The sequence below is a fragment of the Sphingomonas suaedae genome (genome assembly GCF_007833215.1).
Lineage (GTDB): Bacteria > Pseudomonadota > Alphaproteobacteria > Sphingomonadales > Sphingomonadaceae > Sphingomonas > Sphingomonas suaedae.
In genome coordinates this window covers 1075500-1091649 of sequence record NZ_CP042239.1, presented here as the reverse complement: position 1 = coordinate 1091649, position 16150 = coordinate 1075500, and the positions used below count along the sequence as shown (strand labels likewise).

Sequence of the window (16150 nt, the reverse complement as noted above, 5' to 3'; positions counted from 1 at the left end):
GGGCAAGCGTGATCGCCGTCTTGCTATTGTCATCAATGCGAAAGACACTTTCCCCAATCGGATCAAGGAGATCGGCAGTGATTATCGGACGGCGGCCGCTGTTGGCCGGAGCGACGGCGGCACTGCTGGGCGGCGCAACCCGCGCGGCGGCAGCACCCTTCAACGTGCCGATTCGGCTTACCGACAGGCGGGTACTGGTCGAAGGCACCTTCAACGGAGACCGCGCGTTTCTGCTCGCGCTCGATACCGGCGGACAGATGGGACTGATCAACAGCGGGGTCGCCGAAGCGATCGGCCTGAAGAAGATCGGCAGCCGTCGGCTGAGGCTCGCCTGGGGCCATACCGACTATTCCGTGTTTCAGGCGAAGAATGTGATGCTGGGCGGGCGCGTTCGGCTCGCCACGCTCGAGCTGGCGGGGATCGAGCGCGATCTGGGCGATGGAGCGGTGGGCTCGCTTCCCGCATGGGTGCTGACGCTGGCCGACGGAGAACTCGATTTCGATGCAGGTGTGTGGCGCGCGCATGAAGGGGGACTGCCCGCGCTTCCCGGCGCGACGCGGTTCGACAAGGCGATCGTCCAGAAAGGCGCGACGGCGGACAAGCGCTTCCTGTTCGCCGATGCCGCGCTGAATGGCCGCAGCTTCCGGTTCGGGCTGGACACCGGAATGCCGAATTACTCGCGGATCTATCGCAAGACGGCCGAGGCGGCGGGGCTGTGGGACGCGCCGCGCTGGTCGCCGGCGGCTCCGCGCGGGGAGACCCGCGTGATACGACCCGACCGGATCGAGCTGGCCGGTGCGACGATCGAGCGGCCGCTGATCCAGATGCGCGACACGCCGGATTGGGAGGAGTTCGACACCGGCATCATCGGCCTTCCGATCCTGCGGCTGTTCAACATCGCGACCAGCAATCGCGACGGTGCGGTGTTCCTGACCCGCAACCGCCAGTCGCCGCAGCCGGCGGAGTACAACCGTGCCGGGCTATGGGTCGAGCGCGCGGGATCGGGCGTGGTCGCCGGCGTCGTCGGCGCGGGCAGCCCCGCGGAGAAAGCGGGGATCGAGGCGGGGGACCGGCTGTCGGGGATGACGTTTGAGACGCTGATCCAGCAGACTTCGGGGCCGGCCGGGACGGTGCTGCCACTGACGGTCGAGCGTGGCGGGGCGGCGCGAACGGTCTCGTTGGTGCTGGAGGATTTCCTTTAGGTCTTAGTCCCCTCCCACGCACGCGTTGCACAGCGACAGCGGTTGAGGCAGGGAGGGGCCATGTGGGACAAAGTGAAGCGCAGGTTCGATAGACGTAGGCTGGTGCTGATCGCGGCGCTGGCGCTGGTGATGCTGTATGTCGGCTGGCGGACGGGCGGGTTCGAGACGCAGCCCGAACAGAAACCGTGCGTCGAGGGGCGCAACGAGATCAAGGACAAGGACGGCAAGGTGGTGCAGGTGACGCGCACCACTTGTTTCGAGGACAAGAAGTAGCGATGCCGGGGGGCGTTGCTCGCGGGGAGGACATGGATGGACGCTGACCGGACGCGGCGACGGCGCGCGCTGTGGGCGAGCTTCGTGGGGACGGGGATCGAGTTCTACGATTTCTATATCTACGCGACCGCCGCCAGCCTGGTGTTCGGCCAGATTTTCTTTCCGCCGGGCGATCCGGGCGTGCAGCAGATGGCGGCATTTGCGACGTTGGGCGTGGCCTTCTTCGCGCGGCCGTTCGGTGCGGCGGTGTTCGGCCATTATGGCGACCGCATCGGGCGCAAGGCGACCTTGGTCGCATCGCTGCTGACGATGGGGCTGTCGACGACATTGGTGGCGTTCCTGCCCACCTATGAGGCGGCCGGGTGGGTCGCGCCCTTTGCATTGTGCCTCCTGCGCTTCGGGCAGGGCTTCGGCCTGGGCGGCGAATGGGGCGGCGCGGCGTTGCTGGCGGTCGAGAATGCGCCGCCGGGGTGGCGCGCGCGATTCGGGAGCGCCCCGCAAATGGGCGCGCCTGCGGGGTTCATCGCCGCGAACGGATTGTTCCTGGTGCTGCTGACCTGGATGACGCCGGAGCAATTCGCCGACTGGGGCTGGCGAATTCCGTTCGCGCTGTCAGCGGCGCTGGTGCTGGTCGGGCTGTGGGTGCGATTGAAGCTGGGCGAAACGCCCGAGTTCAAGGCGTGCCTCGCCGAAGCGCCGCCCGCCAAGGTCCCGCTGGGCGAGGTCGTCGGCCGGCATGGCGGCGTGCTGATCGGCGGTACGATCGGCGCGGTATGCTGTTTCGCGACCTATTATATCGCGACCGCCTTTCTGCTGGGCTGGGGAACCAAGTCGCTGGGCTATGCAAAGGGCGACTTCCTGGGGGTTCAGCTGGTCGCGATCCTGTTCATGGCGGCGGGGATCTATCTCGCGGCCTGGGCGGCGGATTCGCGCTGGGATCCGCGCCGCGTGCTCGCGGGCGGGTGCGTGATGGTCGCGGCGAGCGGATTCGTGATCGCGCCGCTGATGGGGGCGGGGCTGGTCGGCGTGTTCGCGTTCCTGTCGCTGCTGCTGTTCGCGATGGGGTTCGTCTATGGGCCGCTGAGCGCGTGGCTGACCGACCTGTTCCCGCCCCGGGTGCGCTATACCGGCGTGTCGATGGCGTTCAACATCGCCGGGGTGATCGGTGGCGGGCTGACCCCGGTGATCGCACAGAAGCTGGCGATGGACCATGGGCTGATGCCGGTCGGCTGGTATCTGAGCGCGGCGGGCGCGCTGAGTCTGGTGGCGCTGCTGGCGCTCAAGGGACGCGACGGCGCACAATCGCACTGATCGAGGTTAACGCCGACGATTGCCATGCACCCTTTGACGATGCCGCCCGTTGAGCGGGCACGGCATCACAAGGGTTTCCGACATGGCAGACGACACACGCTTCGACACCGAAACCGGCAATGGTGGCGAGACCCATCAGCGTATCCCGGCCAAGGGCGATCATGCGAGCACTGATCACCTGACGACCAATCAGGGCATCCGCGTCTCCGACAACCAGAACCAGCTGAAGTCCGGCGCGCGCGGGCCGGTGCTGCTGGAAGATTTCGTGCTGCGCGAGAAGATCTTCCATTTCGACCATGAGCGCATCCCCGAGCGGATCGTGCACGCGCGTGGTTCTGCGGCGCATGGCTATTTCGAAAGTTATGAGGATCTGTCGGACCTCACCCGCGCGGCGCCCTTCAGCGCGAAGGGCAAGAAGACGCCGGTGTTCACGCGGTTTTCGACCGTGGCGGGCGGCGCCGGATCGGTCGACACGCCGCGCGACGTGCGCGGATTTGCCGTCAAATTCTATACCGAAGAGGGCAATTGGGACCTGGTCGGCAACAACATCCCGGTGTTCTTCATCCAGGACGCGATCAAGTTCCCCGACCTGATCCATTCGGTGAAGATGGAGGCCGATCGCGGCTATCCGCAGGCGGCGTCGGCGCACGATACCTTCTGGGACTTCATCAGCCTGATGCCCGAATCGACGCATATGATCATGTGGGCGATGAGCGACCGCACCATCCCGCGCTCGCTGCGCACGATGGAGGGGTTCGGCATTCACACCTTCCGCATGGTCAATGCCAAGGGCAAGTCGACCTTCGTCAAGTTCCACTGGAAGCCCAAGCAGGGCGTGCAGTCGACCTGCTGGGACGAGGCGGTGAAGATCGCCGGCGCCGATCCCGATTTCCACCGCCGCGACCTGTTCGAAGCGATCGACCGCGGCGACTTCCCCGAATGGGAGCTGGGCATCCAGGCGTTCGACGCGGAATTCGCCGACAGCCTGCCCTATGACGTGCTCGACCCGACCAAGATCATTCCCGAGGAAGTGCTGCCGGTGCGGATCATCGGACGGATGGTGCTCGATCGCTGTCCCGACAATTTCTTCGCCGAGACCGAACAGGTTGCCTATTGCCCCGGCAATGTCGTGCCGGGGATCGATTTCACCAACGATCCGCTGCTGCAGGGGCGCCTGTTCTCGTACCTCGACACGCAGAAGAGCCGGCTGGGCACCGCCAATTTCCACCAGCTGCCGATCAACGCGCCCAAATGCCCGGTGATGAACTTCCAGCGCGACGGGCAGATGCAGATGAACGTGCCCAAGGGGCGCGCAAATTACGAGCCGAACAGCCTGGACATGACGGGCGAGGAGACCGGCCCGCGCGAATGCCCGGTGACCGGCTTCGTCACCGATCGCGGCCGTGCCGCTGAGGAGGAACAGGGCGACAAGCTGCGCGTGCGGCCGGAGAGCTTCGCCGATCATTACAGCCAGGCGCGGCTGTTCTATCGCTCGCTGGCCGAGCCGGAACAGGCGCATGTCGCCTTCGCTTTGGTGTTCGAGCTGTCCAAGGTCGGGCTCGAGCATATCCGCGAGCGGATGATGGCCAATCTCGGCAATGTCGATCCCGACCTCGCCAAGCGCGTCGCCGACGGACTGAACATGCCGGTGCCCAAGCCGTCCAAGGCGGCGGCCCCGGTGCAGGACATGGATTTGTCGCCGGCGCTGCGGATCATCGGCGGGCCGCTGGAGCCGGATGGCATAAAGGGCCAGACGATCGCGATCCTGGTCGCCGATGGTTCGGACGCCGGGACAGTCGGCAAGCTGACCAAGGCGATCGAGAAGGCCGGGGCGCGCGCCGTGATCGTCGCGCCCAAGGTCGGCGGCGCGAAGCTGTCCGACGGGTCGATGTTGAAGGCCGATGCGCAGCTCGCGGGCTATCCGTCGGTCATGGCCGATGCCATTGCCATCGCGCTGTCGGATGAGGGCACCAAGATGCTGCTCAAGGAAGGCGCGGCGGTGCAGTTCGTGATGGATGCCTTTGGGCACCTCAAGGCGATCGGCGCGAGCGAGGCGTCGAAGCCGCTGCTCGACAAGGCCGGGGTGGAGCCGGATGCGGGTGTCGTCGGGCTGGACGATGGCTTCGTAGAAGCGGCGGCGAAGCGCTATTGGGATCGCGAGCCGGGCGTGCGGATGCTGCCGTGATGCTCGGGCGGCGGCTTCTTTCGGGGAGCCGTTGCGGCTAGGGATAGCGTTGGCGGGAGTGAAGCAGCCGGATTATATCGATCGACTCGGGCACGATCTGGTAGACGACCAGATAATTCGGGTGGACGATCAATTCGCGCGTGCCATCGACCCGGCCGGGACGCCCGGACTCCGGGAAATGGCGTATCCGCTCAGCGCCATCACCGATCCTTCGGGCGAGCGCCTCTGCCGCTCGCTCATCCCGATCCCGGACGAACTGGATCAGCAACTCGAACTGAAGAAGCGCGTCAGCTTCCCAACGGAGGCCCAGCACGGCGCTTTCCGTCCAGTATTTCCCTGATACGCGCCATCACTTCGTCGTGTGGAATTCGCGGCTTGGTCGACGCGAGCCCAGCCTCCACCTGCGCGCGAAACCAGGTGTCATAGGCTTGCGCGTCTTCCTCGGTTTCGAATTCCGAGACGATCGGGTCGAGCTTTCCCATGCCGCAATTATGCGCTGTCAGGTCGCCTGCCGCAAGATCGTCAGCATCGCCTTGCCGTGAACCCGCTCCGTATCGGTTTCAAATCCGTCGACCGTCACCGTTTCGCCCTTGGCCGTCTCGATGCTGATCCATGTCGCAGCACTGGTCCAACCGAGCCGGGCGAGCTTGTCGAGCGCGACGGCGCCCGCGCCGGTGCCATAGGGCGGGTCCATCATGATGAGGTCGAGCGGCTTGGGCGCCGGGCCGAGCGCCAGGACCGAGGTGGCGCGGATATCCGGGCGGACGCCGAGCTTGTCGGCATTGAGGCGCAGCGCGTCGAGCGCGGCGCGGTCCTGTTCGACGAACAGACAGGAGGCGGCGCCGCGCGAGAGCGCCTCGAACCCCAGCGCGCCCGATCCGGCGAACAGGTCGGCCACCGCCAGCCCCTCGAAGCTGCCGACCCGGCTGGTGAGCATCGAGAACAATGCCTCGCGCGTGCGATCGGCGGTGGGGCGGGTGGCGTCGCCCTTGGGTGCGACGAGCGGGCGGCCGCGCCAGGTTCCGGCGATGATCCTCATTTGCGCGGGCCTTGCTTGGCGGGGCCGCCCTTTCCTGCGGGCGGACGTTTTCCCGAAGCGGTGCCGGGGCGGCGGTCGTTGGGGCGGAAAGCGCGCTTGGGCCGGTCGAGCAGCGGGCCGGCGTCGTCGTCATGCTGGGCGTGACGGGCAGCGGGGGCCTCCTTGAACGGCTTTCCTTTGGGGGAAGGGGGAGCGGTTCGAGCGGGCGCATCCTGACGCGGGTTGCGCGAGGGGCGCATAGCGCCCGCAGCGGTATCGGGTCGCTTTCGACGTTGCCCCTCTGTCAGGTCCTCACTGAACGGCGCGGGGTTGGCTTGGCGCTGCGTCTTGGCTTGGTGACGGCGGCGCTGGGCCACGCCGAACTTCTCCGGACCCTTCTTCTCTGCCTTGGGACGCTGGACGCGGGCGGGTTTGTAGGCTTCGGGCTCGCGATTGTTTGCCGGCGGCTGCGCGCCGGCCTTGCGACGCTCGGCGCGGTTCGCTGGCGGCGCGGCGGCGGGTTCCGCGGATGCGTCCTCCGGCTCGGCATCGACGGCCTTGGATTTGCCGGAAAGCTGGAGGTTCGAGGCGGCCTTGCCGCCGCCGGGGCCGGTCAGCGCCTTGCGGAAGACGATCAGGTCGTGCTGGCGGATTTCGTCGGCCGCCCCGACCGGCATATCGCCGAGATGGAAGGGGCCGTAGCGGGTGCGGATCAGGCGGCTGACCTTGAGCCCCAGATGTTCGAGGACGCGGCGGACCTCGCGGTTCTTGCCCTCGGTCAGGGTCAGTTCGATCCACACATTCGCGCCGGTGCGGCGTTCCAGATTGGCGTTGATCGGGCCGTAGCGGACGCCCTCGATCTCGACGCCGAGCATCAGCTCTTCAAGCTGCTCCTGGCTGACCTGGCCATAGGCGCGGGCGCGATAGCTGCGCTCCACGCCGGTGGCGGGGAGTTCGAGCTGCCGCTTCAATTCGCCATCGGTGGTCATCAGCAACAGCCCCTCGGTCGAGAGGTCGAGACGGCCGACGGGCATCAGCCGGGGCAGCCCTCGGGGCAATTTGTCATAGATGGTCGGGCGCCCCGCAGGATCGCGCTCGGTCGTCAGCAGGCCGGCGGGCTTGTGGAAGCGGAACAGGCGGGCGGGCGCGGGCGCCGCGACCGGATTGCCGTCGACGGTGACGCCGTGGAGCGAGGTGAGGACCGTCGCAGGGGTCGTCAGGGTCTGACCCTCGAGCGCGATGCGCCCTTCGGCGATCATGCGTTCGATCTCTCGCCGCGACGCGATTCCGGCACGGGCGAGCAGCTTTGCGATACGCTCGCCTTGTCGGGCGGATTCCTGGGGGGATGAAGGGGACATGGGCGCGCGATACAGCGGCTTTGGGTTTGGCGCAAAAATCTTGTGCGCGAACGAACCCGGACCGGGCGTAGCGCGTTCTAGGTCCGTAACGTTCGGGTGGGAAATGGTGTTCGGAAAGAAGAAGCGGCGGATCGTGCGGGTTCTGATCGTCGAGGACGAACCCCTGGTCGCGTTCGACGCCGAACATTATCTGACGGAGGAAGGGTTTACCGTCGTCGCGACCACCGATTCGGTGGGCGAGGCGATCGGTCATATCATCGCTGCTGAGAAGCCCGATATCGTTCTGGTCGATCTCGGACTGCGCGATGGCAATGGCGCCGATGTCGCCCATGCGGCGTGCGCGGAGAATATCCCCGTGCTGATCGTATCGGGGCGCGATCCGGGGGAGATCCAGGCAATTGGCCTCGGGTGCCTGACCAAGCCCTACAAGCAGCGCGACCTGCTCGCCGCGATCGACATTTGCGAGGCGCTGGGCGAGGGCAAAATGCCCAAGCGGCTTCCGCCCGGCTTGCGCCTGTTCCAGTCCGCCGCGCAATAATCCGGCGCCGGGCTTTGCAGCGCCGATTTTGCCGCTAGGGTCTGCCCCGGAATGAGGGGGATTGCATGAGCGACGCGGTGAAGGCGGCAGGGGGCGGGTCGTTGATCGACGGCATTCGCCCCTATTTCGAAAAGGCGCCGCTCGCCGCGCTCGCGCTCGGCATCTCGTCGGGCTTCCCCTTCGCGATGATCGGCGCGACGCTGACGACGCGGCTGGCGCAGGACGGGATCACCAAGTCCGCGGTGACCGCATTTGCGCTGACCTTCCTCGCCTATAATCTCAAATGGGCCTGGGCGCCGGTGGTGGACAAGTTCCGCATTCCGGTGCTGGGCGCGATCGGCGCGCGGCGCAGCTGGCTGATCGTCACCGGCGCGCTGGTGGCGGCGGCGGTGATCTTCCTTGGTAGCCTCGATCCGAAAGCGTCGCTCGGCTGGGTCGCGGTCGCGGCGATCATGGTCGGGCTGGCGGGTGCGACGTTCGACATCGTGATCGACGCCTATCGCATCGAATTGCTGGAGCCGCGCCAGCTGGGCGTGGGGTCCGGCATGTCGCAATATGGCTGGCGGATCGGAGCCGCGGCGGCGGGCGGACTGGCGCTCTATGTTGCCGAGGGCGCGGGCTGGGGCGTCGCCTATGCCGTGTGTGCGATCTTCGCGCTGCCCGCAGTGCTGGCCGGGCTGATCGTCGGCGAGCCCGTGCGCAAGGTGTTCCGCGAGTGGCCCGAGCGGATGGGGCAGAAGCCCTACCTAGCGTTTATCCTCGCCTTCGTGCCCGTCTATCTCGCCGCGCGCTGGATGGACCAGGTGCTGGAGGTGAACATCCTCTCCAACATGGTGCTGGTCGGCTATCTCTTTCCCCTGTTCGACCTGACTGCACGGCGCGCGCGCGATGCGGGCAAGCCGAGTGCACTGGCCTGGCTGGGGCTGGTGCCGGTCGCGGGCGTAACGGCGGGGCTGTGGTTCGGCTGGGCCGATCCGGTGGCGATCGCGCTGGTGCTGGTCGGTGCGGTGCTGCTGCTTGGCATCGCGACGCTCAAGCCGATATCGATGACCGCCGTAGAGAGCGGCAAGGTCGGACCGCTGATCGAGTTCTTCAAACGCGATGGCGGGCTGGTCGTGCTGCTGTTCGTGCTGGTGCACAAGCTGGGGGATACGCTCGCGAACCTGACGCTGCGGCTGTTGTTCAATGACCTCGGCTATACGCTCAAGGAGATCGCCTTTTACGACGTAATCGTCGGGTTCGCCGCGCTGCTCCTCGGCATCTTTGTCGGCGGCGTCCTCTATGTGAAGCTCGGTATGAAGCGGTCGGTGCTGCTCAGCCTGTTTCTGATGATGATTTCCAATGCCGCCTTTGCCTGGCTGGCGGCGAGCGGGAAGAGCAATATCGGCATGGCGCTGGCGATGGGGTTCGAGAATTTCGCGAGCGGTGTCGGCGGGGTGTGCGTGGTCGCGTACCTGTCCGCGCTGTGCAATTTGAGCTTCACCGCGACCCAGTTCGCGTTGCTCTCGGCCGCTGCGAGCATCCTCGGCCGGTTCCTGTCGGGGACCAGCGCGGGGCGGCTGATCGAGGGCATGGGCTATGTGAACTATTATCTGTTCACGACGCTGCTGGCGTTGCCGGGAGTCGTGATCTTCTGGTGGATGATGCGCACCGGATTGGTCGACAAGTCGATCGGCAATGCCGGGACCGAGGGTGAAGGCGATGCGCGGGCCGAGGACGAAGCCGACGCGCCGGTGATCCGGGGCTAGACCTCCACCGGCAACCCGGCATCGGCGAAGGCGTTGGCGAGCGCGTGTGCGGTTGCCAGTACGCCATCGACGCGCCGAATGCCGAGCAGATCGGAGAGCAGAAAGCGCGCCCGCTCCGAATCGCGTTCGGCCTGCGCGATGAGATCCAGCAATGCGCCCTCCGACGCCGTCATGCGGGCGCAGCACCATGGGGCGATCTGGATCGGCCCGGCACTCGCCGCCGACATTTCCGCCATCAGCGTGCGAAGCAGCAGCAGCGGGCGGCGAAATCCGGTGCCGAAGGCTGTGACGAACGCATGGGCGGCGGCGGCGTCGTTGAGGCCGTTCGCGCCCAGTTGACGAATGCCGAACAGCAACAGGCGCGCCGCGGGATCCTCCGGCTGGAGGCGGGGCAGGCTGTGGCCGAGCGCGGCGGAGGCGAGCGGGCGAGGGGACGAATGGCGCAAAAGAGCGACTCCTTGGTCAGGAGTGCCAGTCTGCCCATCTGGTATTGATAGTCAATCGCAATAACGATCAGTCGGGCAATTCGTCGTTTGCGCGGAGCACTTCACCCGCAAGGTAGAGCGAGCCGAGGATAAGGATCAGCGGTGCCTCGCCGGCCTGAAGGGTGGCGAGCGCGGTCGGGACGTCGGGCGCGGTGGCGGTGGTGGCGATGCCGAGCGCGCGGGCGGTGCCGGCGAGCGCCTCAGGATCATGGTGCGCGTGGCCCGGCACGGGGACCGCAGTGAAGCTGGCGGCGAGCGGGGCGAAGGGGGCGAGCAGGCCGGTCGCGTCCTTGTTCGACAACATGCCGAGGATCAGGTGCGCGGGGCGGCCGTTCGCGACCTGCGCCAGGGTGGCGCTGACCGATTGGGCTGCGGCTTCGTTATGGCCGCCGTCGAGCCAGATCTCCGCTCCGGCGGGCAGGAGGGCGTGGAGCGGGCCGGGGGTCAGGCGCTGCATCCGCGCGGGCCAGCGCGCGGCGGTGGCGGCGCTGGCGAAGGCGCTGTCGGGGATGGCGAGCGCGGTCTGATGGCGCAGCGTGGCGATGGCGAGCGCGAGGTTGGCGGGCTGGTGCGGTCCGGCGAGGATGGGGAGCGGGGTTCCGACCTCGCCCTGCGCGTCGCGGTAGATCAGGCGATCGGGGGTGACGGTGAAGTCCCATGCGGTGCCGCGGGCGTGGACCGGGGCTTGGGCTGCGGCGGCGACTTCGGCGATGCGCGCGGTGACGCTGTCGCCATAGGACATGGTGACGAGCGGGACGCCGGGCTTGGCGATGCCGGCCTTTTCCCCCGCGATGGCTTCGGCGGTGTCGCCGAGGAATGCCTGATGGTCGATGCCGAGCTGAGCGATGGCGCAGGCTGCGGGGGTTTGGGTGACGTTGGTCGCGTCCAGCCGCCCGCCAAGGCCCACTTCGATGATGCACGCGTCCGCCGGGGTGCGCGCGAAGGCGAGGAAGGCGGCGGCGGTGGTGACCTCGAAGAAGCTCGCGCCGATGTCTCCACCGGCGTCGAGCACCTGTTCGAGCAGGGTGGCGAGGGTGGCGTCGTCGATCAGCTTACCGCCAAGGCGAATACGCTCATTGAAGCGGACCAGATGCGGGCTGGAATAGACATGCGCGGTGAGGCCCGCAGCCTCGACCGCGGCGCGGATGAAGGCGCAGGTCGAACCCTTGCCGTTGGTCCCCGCGACATGGAGCACGGGGGGGAGGCGCAGGTGCGGGTTGCCGATCCGGTCGAGCAGCGCGGTGATGCGGCTGAGCCCGAGGACATCGGCACCGGGGCCGAGCGCCCAGAGACGGTCGAGCTGGCGCTGGACGGCGGGGGAGGAGGAGGTCGCGTGGTCGGGCATCGCGGGGGTGTATAGCGGGTGTGGGGGCGGTGGGGAGGGGGGTGTAGTTTCGTCGCCTCGTAATTCCTACGTATCTTAAGAGCGAATTCGCCCGCAATGAGGCCGCAATGACTCTGCCACCGATCGTGAAACAGCCGCATTATGTGTGGCGCTACTACCTTCAAGCTTGGGAAGTCAGCGGCAAGCTTCAGGTGCTACGGAATCGTGAAAAGGTTTTTCCTGCGGCTGCAGCTAAGGTTGCGCGGGAGGGCGGCTTCCATCGCCTTCGTGAGCTTAGTGATAGCGACGTCGCTTTCATCAAGGCTGTATGTATCGTCAAGGGATCGGCGCGCGAGAAGATGCACAGCGACTTTCTTGACAAGTTGGTGTTTGCACAGCGTATCTGCCAGGCAGTAGTCGATGGGCCGAACGCTTTTCCTCAAGATGCAATCGATGCAGCGAGAAAAATACTGCACGATGCTGAAGAGGAAATTCAGTCATCGATTGAAACGCTGGGCATGCCTTGGCTGATTGCGCTTCGTAAAAAAGATTGTTCGTTTCTAGAAGAGGAGCGTGAGAGCCTTTTTTACTACTTTATAGCCATGCAGTATATGCGTTCGAAGGCTATCCAGTCGAGTGTTTTGGATGCACTCGGAGAATCTAATCTCGCAGTTCTGAAGCCAATGATGGAACGAACTTGGCCATATCAGCGGCATATTCATGCGGTGGACGTCGCCGCCAATCTTTTCGCGACACGTGGTGAATTCAATTTGATTTTCTTAATCAATAAGTCTGAAATCCCCTTCATCGCCGGTGATTGGCCGCTAATTAACACCCATGCTACGGCGTCTCCAAGAAAGATCCCAGAAAAGTTCGAAATTTACTACCCATTATCTCCTTCGTTGGCGATGCTCTACACGCCGGAAAGAGAGTACGGAAAGAGTGGTACTACGATCGAGATCGGTTACCAGATGGTTACGCATTTCAACGATCAGATTGCTACGGCGTCGTCCGAAATGATCTTTGCAGATCGCGAAGATGCGCTGCTGCCGTATCGAGAATGAGACCGATAACTTGAGTTGACCAATGCGCCTTCGCCAATTCCGCCGGTCAGGAGGAGCTTGCGGACGCGGCCGGTGCGGTAGAGGGTGACGCGTGGCGGATGCGTTCGCGGAACACGGGCGAGGGGGTGGCGCCGTTGACCGCTAGCTTCGACAGGATCGCCTGAAGCACGCCGTCGATGTTTTCATGCACCTCGGCATTGGTGAAGCGGAGCGTGGTGAAGCCGGAGCGGAGGAAGAAGATGTCTCGCGCCTCGTCGCGGTCGGCGCGGTGGGTGTCGCCGTCGAGTTCGACGACCAGGCCTTTGGCCGGGCAGAAGAAGTCGGCGATATAGGGGGCGAACTTATGCTGGCGGCGGAATTTGTGGCCGGCGAGCTGGCGGTTGGAGAGGTGGCGCCAGAGGCGCTTTTCCCATTCGGTGGGGTTTCGGCGCATCTGGCGGGCGAATTCGCCGAGTTCGCGGTCGCTTGCCATGAGTCCCCCACCCCAACCCCTCCCCTGAAGGGGAGGGGCTTATTTCCGCTACCCTACGCCGCCGCCTTTTGCTCCACCAGCAGGCCGATCAGGGCGCCGAGCTTTTCGCGCAGGTCCTTGCGGTGGACGACCATGTCAATCAGGCCGTGGTCGAGATAATATTCGCTGGTCTGGAAATCGTCGGGCAGCTTTTCGCGGATCGTGCTTTCGATCACGCGGCGGCCGGTGAAGGCGAGCGTCGCCTTGGGCTCGGCGATCTGGACGTCGCCGAGCATCGCATAGGCGGCCATCACGCCGCCCGAGGTCGGGTCGGTCAGCACGACGATATAGGGAAGCCCGGCGTCGTGGAGCATCGAGATGGCGACGGTGGTGCGCGGCATCTGCATGAGGCTGAGGATGCCCTCCTGCATCCGCGCGCCGCCGCTGGCGGTGAAGACGATATAGGGCGCGCGGGCGCCGATCGCGGCTTCGACGCCGGCGATGAAGGCTTCGCCCACCGCCTGGCCCATCGATCCGCCCATGAAGGCAAAATCCTGTACGCCGATCACCGCCTTGTGGCCCAGGATCGTGCCACTGGCGTTGAGGAAGGCGTCCTGCTCGCCGGTGCTGGCGCGGGCGGCCTTGATGCGGGCGGGATAGGGCTTCTGGTCGCGGAATTTGAGCGGGTCTTCGGCGACCTTGGGGTTCGGGAGCACGGTGTAGCTGCCCGCGTCGAACAGCTGTTCGAAGCGCGCGCGGCCGCCGATGCGCTCATGATGGTCGCAGATCGGGCAGACCGACTGGTTTTCCTGGAGTTCCTTGACGAACACCATCTGCCCGCAGCCCTTGCACTTGTGCCAGAGATTGTCGGGCGTCTCCGCCTTGTTCGGGATGACGAGCGAGATCGCGTTGCGGACGCGGGTGAGCCAGCTCATGCGGCGGTTTCCTTGCGTGCTGCGGCCAGCGCGGCCGACAGGGATTGAATATAGGTGCGGACGGCGGCGGGGGCACTGGCGCCCTGTGCCGCGATGATGTCGATGATCGCCGAGCCGACGACGACGCCATCGGCGACGCGGCCGATCGCGGCGGCTTGCTCCGGCGTGCGGACGCCGAAGCCGACCGCGACGGGGAGGTCGGTCGCGGCCTTCAGGCGGGCGACGGCGGCTTCGATACTGTCCTGCGCCGCCTGCTGCTTGCCGGTGATGCCGGCGACCGAGACGTAGTAGAGAAAGCCGCTCGCGCCATCGAGCACGGCGGGCAGGCGCGCGGCGTCGGTGGTGGGGGTGGCGAGGCGGATGGTGGCGATGCCGTGCGGGGCGAAGGCGGCGATTTCGTCCGCTTCCTCGGCGGGAATATCGACGATGATCGCGCCGTCGACGCCCGCGTCCGCTGCCTTTTGCGCGAAGGCTTCGGGCGTCGGGCGAGTCATGGTGTTGGCATAGCCCATCAGCACCAGCGGGGTTTCCGGATGGCGCTGGCGGAAGGCGGCGGCGATGGCGAGCACGTCGGCGGTGCGCGTGCCCGCGGCGAGGCTGCGCAGGTTCGCGGCCTGGATTGCCGGGCCGTCGGCCATCGGATCGGTGAAGGGCATGCCGAGCTCGATCACATCGGCCCCGCCCGCGACGAGCGCGTCGAGGATCGCGGCGGTGTCGCCATCACCTGCTGTGACGAAGGTGACGAGCGCGGCGCGGTGGTTCTGCGCGGCGGCGGCGAAGGTGGTGGCGAGGCGGGTCACTTAGCGGGGACTTCCTACTTCGGCTTGAGATGCGCGGCGTGCGATCCGTCGCTGGTCGAGCATCAGCGCCGCCCAGAACAGGATGACGAATATAGGGAAGAGAACTGCCATCTGTTGGATGGTCGCAACCGGCTTGCCAACGATCCAGTTGATGCAGCTTAGTCCGATCAACAGGTACGCTGCGTAAGCGACGGCACGAACGACGATGCTGCCACTCATATCTCCACCCCCAGCGCCTCGGCGACGGTGAAGATGTCCTTGTCGCCGCGACCGCACAAATTGGCGAGGATCACCTGATCTGCCCGCATTTGCCGTGCCTTGACCGCGACCGCTGCGATCGCGTGCGAAGGCTCCAGCGCGGGGATGATGCCTTCGGTGCGGCAGAGCAGCTGGAACGCGTCGAGCGCCTCGGTGTCGGTCACCGAAGTGTATTCGACGCGGCCGATATCCTTGAGCCAGGCATGTTCGGGGCCGATGCCGGGATAGTCGAGGCCGGCGCTGATCGAATGCGCTTCGGTGATCTGGCCGTCCTCGTCCTGCAACAAATAGGTCTTGTTGCCGTGGAGGATGCCGGGTTCGCCGCCCGCGAGGCTGGCGGCGTGCTTGGCGTCGAGCCCTTCGCCCGCCGCTTCGACGCCGAGCATCGCGACGTCGGCGTCGTCGAGGAACGGGTGAAACAGGCCGATCGCGTTGCTGCCTCCGCCGATCGCGGCGACGAGCAGGTCGGGGAGGCGGTCGGTGCGGGCGAGCATCTGCGCGCGGGCTTCCTTGCCGATCACGCTCTGGAAATCGCGGACTAGCTCCGGATAGGGATGCGGGCCGGCGGCGGTGCCGATGATGTAGAAGGTGTCGTGGACGTTGGCGACCCAGTCGCGCAGCGCTTCGTTCATCGCGTCCTTGAGCGTGCCCGCGCCACTGGTGACGGGGCGGACTTCGGCGCCGAGCAGCTTCATGCGGAACACGTTCGGCTGCTGACGCGACGCGTCCTTGGCGCCCATGAAGATGGTGCAGGGCAGGCCGAAACGCGCGCAGACGGTGGCGGTGGCGACGCCGTGCTGGCCCGCGCCGGTCTCGGCGATGATCCGCGTCTTGCCCATGCGGATCGCGAGCAGGATCTGGCCGATGCAATTGTTGATCTTGTGCGCGCCGGTGTGGTTGAGCTCATCGCGCTTGAACCAGATTTCGGCACCCATGCCGTCGGGCGCGTCCTTGCGCAGCGCCTCGGTCAGCCGTTCGGCATAATAAAGCGGGCTCGGGCGGCCGACATAATGTTCGAGCAGATCGTCGAACTGCGCGGCGAAGGCGGGGTCGGCCTTCGCCGCCTTATACTCGCGCTCGAGGTCTAGGACGAGCGGCATCAGCGTCTCGGCGACGTAGCGGCCGCCGAATTGGCCGAAATGCCCGCGATCGTCGGGCTGGGCGCGGAAGCTGTTGGGTGCGTTCATGATGAGCGGCGTT

The 16150-nt window shown here is 66.1% G+C and carries 18 protein-coding genes; 7 read left to right on the top strand and 11 right to left on the bottom strand.

Annotated features, from left to right (window positions below):
- Window positions 1-77: 77 nt before the first annotated feature.
- The 4 genes from FPZ54_RS05280 (at window position 78) to FPZ54_RS05265 (ending at window position 4971) form a co-directional block, all read left to right on the top strand.
- A complete protein-coding gene (locus FPZ54_RS05280; RefSeq protein ID WP_145845521.1) occupies window positions 78-1202 on the top strand; it encodes an aspartyl protease family protein in 1125 nt (374 codons plus the stop codon).
- Window positions 1203-1262: 60 nt separating this feature from the next.
- Window positions 1263-1475: a hypothetical protein gene (locus FPZ54_RS05275; protein WP_145845520.1), complete on the top strand. Its 213-nt coding sequence runs from the start codon at window positions 1263-1265 to the stop codon at window positions 1473-1475.
- Between the two features lie 36 nt (window positions 1476-1511).
- Window positions 1512-2786, top strand: a complete 1275-nt coding sequence (locus FPZ54_RS05270) for an MFS transporter (RefSeq protein WP_145845518.1) — start codon at window positions 1512-1514, stop codon at window positions 2784-2786.
- An 82-nt stretch (window positions 2787-2868) separates the two neighbouring features.
- Entirely contained in the window at window positions 2869-4971 is a 2103-nt protein-coding gene (locus tag FPZ54_RS05265) for a catalase (RefSeq protein ID WP_145845517.1), read from the top strand.
- A 37-nt stretch (window positions 4972-5008) separates the two neighbouring features.
- On the opposite strand, the gene FPZ54_RS20450 is transcribed toward FPZ54_RS05265, so the two are convergent.
- The 4 genes from FPZ54_RS20450 to FPZ54_RS05245 are packed head-to-tail and all read right to left on the bottom strand — an operon-like array spanning window position 5009 to window position 7347.
- Entirely contained in the window at window positions 5009-5284 is a 276-nt protein-coding gene (locus tag FPZ54_RS20450; RefSeq protein ID WP_145845516.1) for a type II toxin-antitoxin system RelE/ParE family toxin, read from the bottom strand.
- Entirely contained in the window at window positions 5259-5453 is a 195-nt protein-coding gene (gene relB, locus FPZ54_RS05255; RefSeq protein ID WP_145845515.1) for a type II toxin-antitoxin system RelB family antitoxin, read from the bottom strand. The genes FPZ54_RS20450 and relB overlap by 26 nt, the downstream gene beginning before the upstream one ends.
- A 17-nt stretch (window positions 5454-5470) precedes the next feature.
- Window positions 5471-6010, bottom strand: coding sequence for a 16S rRNA (guanine(966)-N(2))-methyltransferase RsmD (gene rsmD, locus FPZ54_RS05250; protein WP_145845514.1), 540 nt, complete (start codon window positions 6008-6010; stop codon window positions 5471-5473).
- Window positions 6007-7347 carry a ribosomal large subunit pseudouridine synthase B gene (locus FPZ54_RS05245; RefSeq protein ID WP_145845513.1) on the bottom strand — a complete coding sequence of 447 codons (1341 nt, stop codon included), beginning with the start codon at window positions 7345-7347 and terminating at the stop codon, window positions 6007-6009. The genes rsmD and FPZ54_RS05245 overlap by 4 nt, the downstream gene beginning before the upstream one ends.
- 103 nt (window positions 7348-7450) lie before the next feature.
- On the opposite strand from FPZ54_RS05245, the gene FPZ54_RS05240 reads away from it, so the two are divergent.
- Together FPZ54_RS05240 and FPZ54_RS05235 are read left to right on the top strand one after the other, a co-directional pair.
- A complete protein-coding gene (locus FPZ54_RS05240) occupies window positions 7451-7885 on the top strand; it encodes a response regulator (protein WP_145845512.1) in 435 nt (144 codons plus the stop codon).
- A 65-nt stretch (window positions 7886-7950) separates the two neighbouring features.
- The gene (locus FPZ54_RS05235) at window positions 7951-9633 is read left to right on the top strand and encodes an AmpG family muropeptide MFS transporter (RefSeq protein WP_145845511.1); all 1683 of its coding nucleotides are present in this window, start codon (window positions 7951-7953) and stop codon (window positions 9631-9633) included.
- On the opposite strand, the gene FPZ54_RS05230 is transcribed toward FPZ54_RS05235, so the two are convergent.
- Window positions 9630-10079, bottom strand: a complete 450-nt coding sequence (locus tag FPZ54_RS05230) for a DUF6628 family protein (RefSeq protein WP_145845509.1) — start codon at window positions 10077-10079, stop codon at window positions 9630-9632. The two genes, FPZ54_RS05235 and FPZ54_RS05230, sit on opposite strands and share 4 nt — an antisense overlap.
- 67 nt (window positions 10080-10146) lie before the next feature.
- The gene (locus tag FPZ54_RS05225) at window positions 10147-11463 is read right to left on the bottom strand and encodes a bifunctional folylpolyglutamate synthase/dihydrofolate synthase (RefSeq protein ID WP_145845508.1); all 1317 of its coding nucleotides are present in this window, start codon (window positions 11461-11463) and stop codon (window positions 10147-10149) included.
- Between the two features lie 107 nt (window positions 11464-11570).
- Between FPZ54_RS05225 and FPZ54_RS05220 the strand changes: the two genes are divergently transcribed.
- Complete coding sequence (locus FPZ54_RS05220; protein WP_145845507.1) at window positions 11571-12506, top strand: DUF4238 domain-containing protein; 936 nt, start codon at window positions 11571-11573, stop codon at window positions 12504-12506.
- A gap of 46 nt (window positions 12507-12552) precedes the next feature.
- On the opposite strand, the gene FPZ54_RS05215 is transcribed toward FPZ54_RS05220, so the two are convergent.
- The 5 genes from FPZ54_RS05215 to trpB are packed head-to-tail and all read right to left on the bottom strand — an operon-like array spanning window position 12553 to window position 16137.
- Window positions 12553-12978, bottom strand: coding sequence for an endonuclease domain-containing protein (locus FPZ54_RS05215; protein ID WP_145845506.1), 426 nt, complete (start codon window positions 12976-12978; stop codon window positions 12553-12555).
- Between the two features lie 53 nt (window positions 12979-13031).
- Complete coding sequence (gene accD / locus FPZ54_RS05210; protein ID WP_145845505.1) at window positions 13032-13892, bottom strand: acetyl-CoA carboxylase, carboxyltransferase subunit beta; 861 nt, start codon at window positions 13890-13892, stop codon at window positions 13032-13034.
- Window positions 13889-14692 carry a tryptophan synthase subunit alpha gene (gene trpA, locus FPZ54_RS05205; RefSeq protein WP_145845504.1) on the bottom strand — a complete coding sequence of 268 codons (804 nt, stop codon included), beginning with the start codon at window positions 14690-14692 and terminating at the stop codon, window positions 13889-13891. The genes accD and trpA overlap by 4 nt, the downstream gene beginning before the upstream one ends.
- Window positions 14693-14911, bottom strand: coding sequence for a hypothetical protein (locus tag FPZ54_RS05200; protein WP_145845503.1), 219 nt, complete (start codon window positions 14909-14911; stop codon window positions 14693-14695).
- On the bottom strand, window positions 14908-16137 hold the full coding sequence (gene trpB, locus FPZ54_RS05195; protein ID WP_145845502.1) for a tryptophan synthase subunit beta: 1230 nt from the start codon (window positions 16135-16137) through the stop codon (window positions 14908-14910). Before trpB ends, FPZ54_RS05200 begins: the two co-directional genes overlap by 4 nt.
- Window positions 16138-16150: the final 13 nt, after the last annotated feature.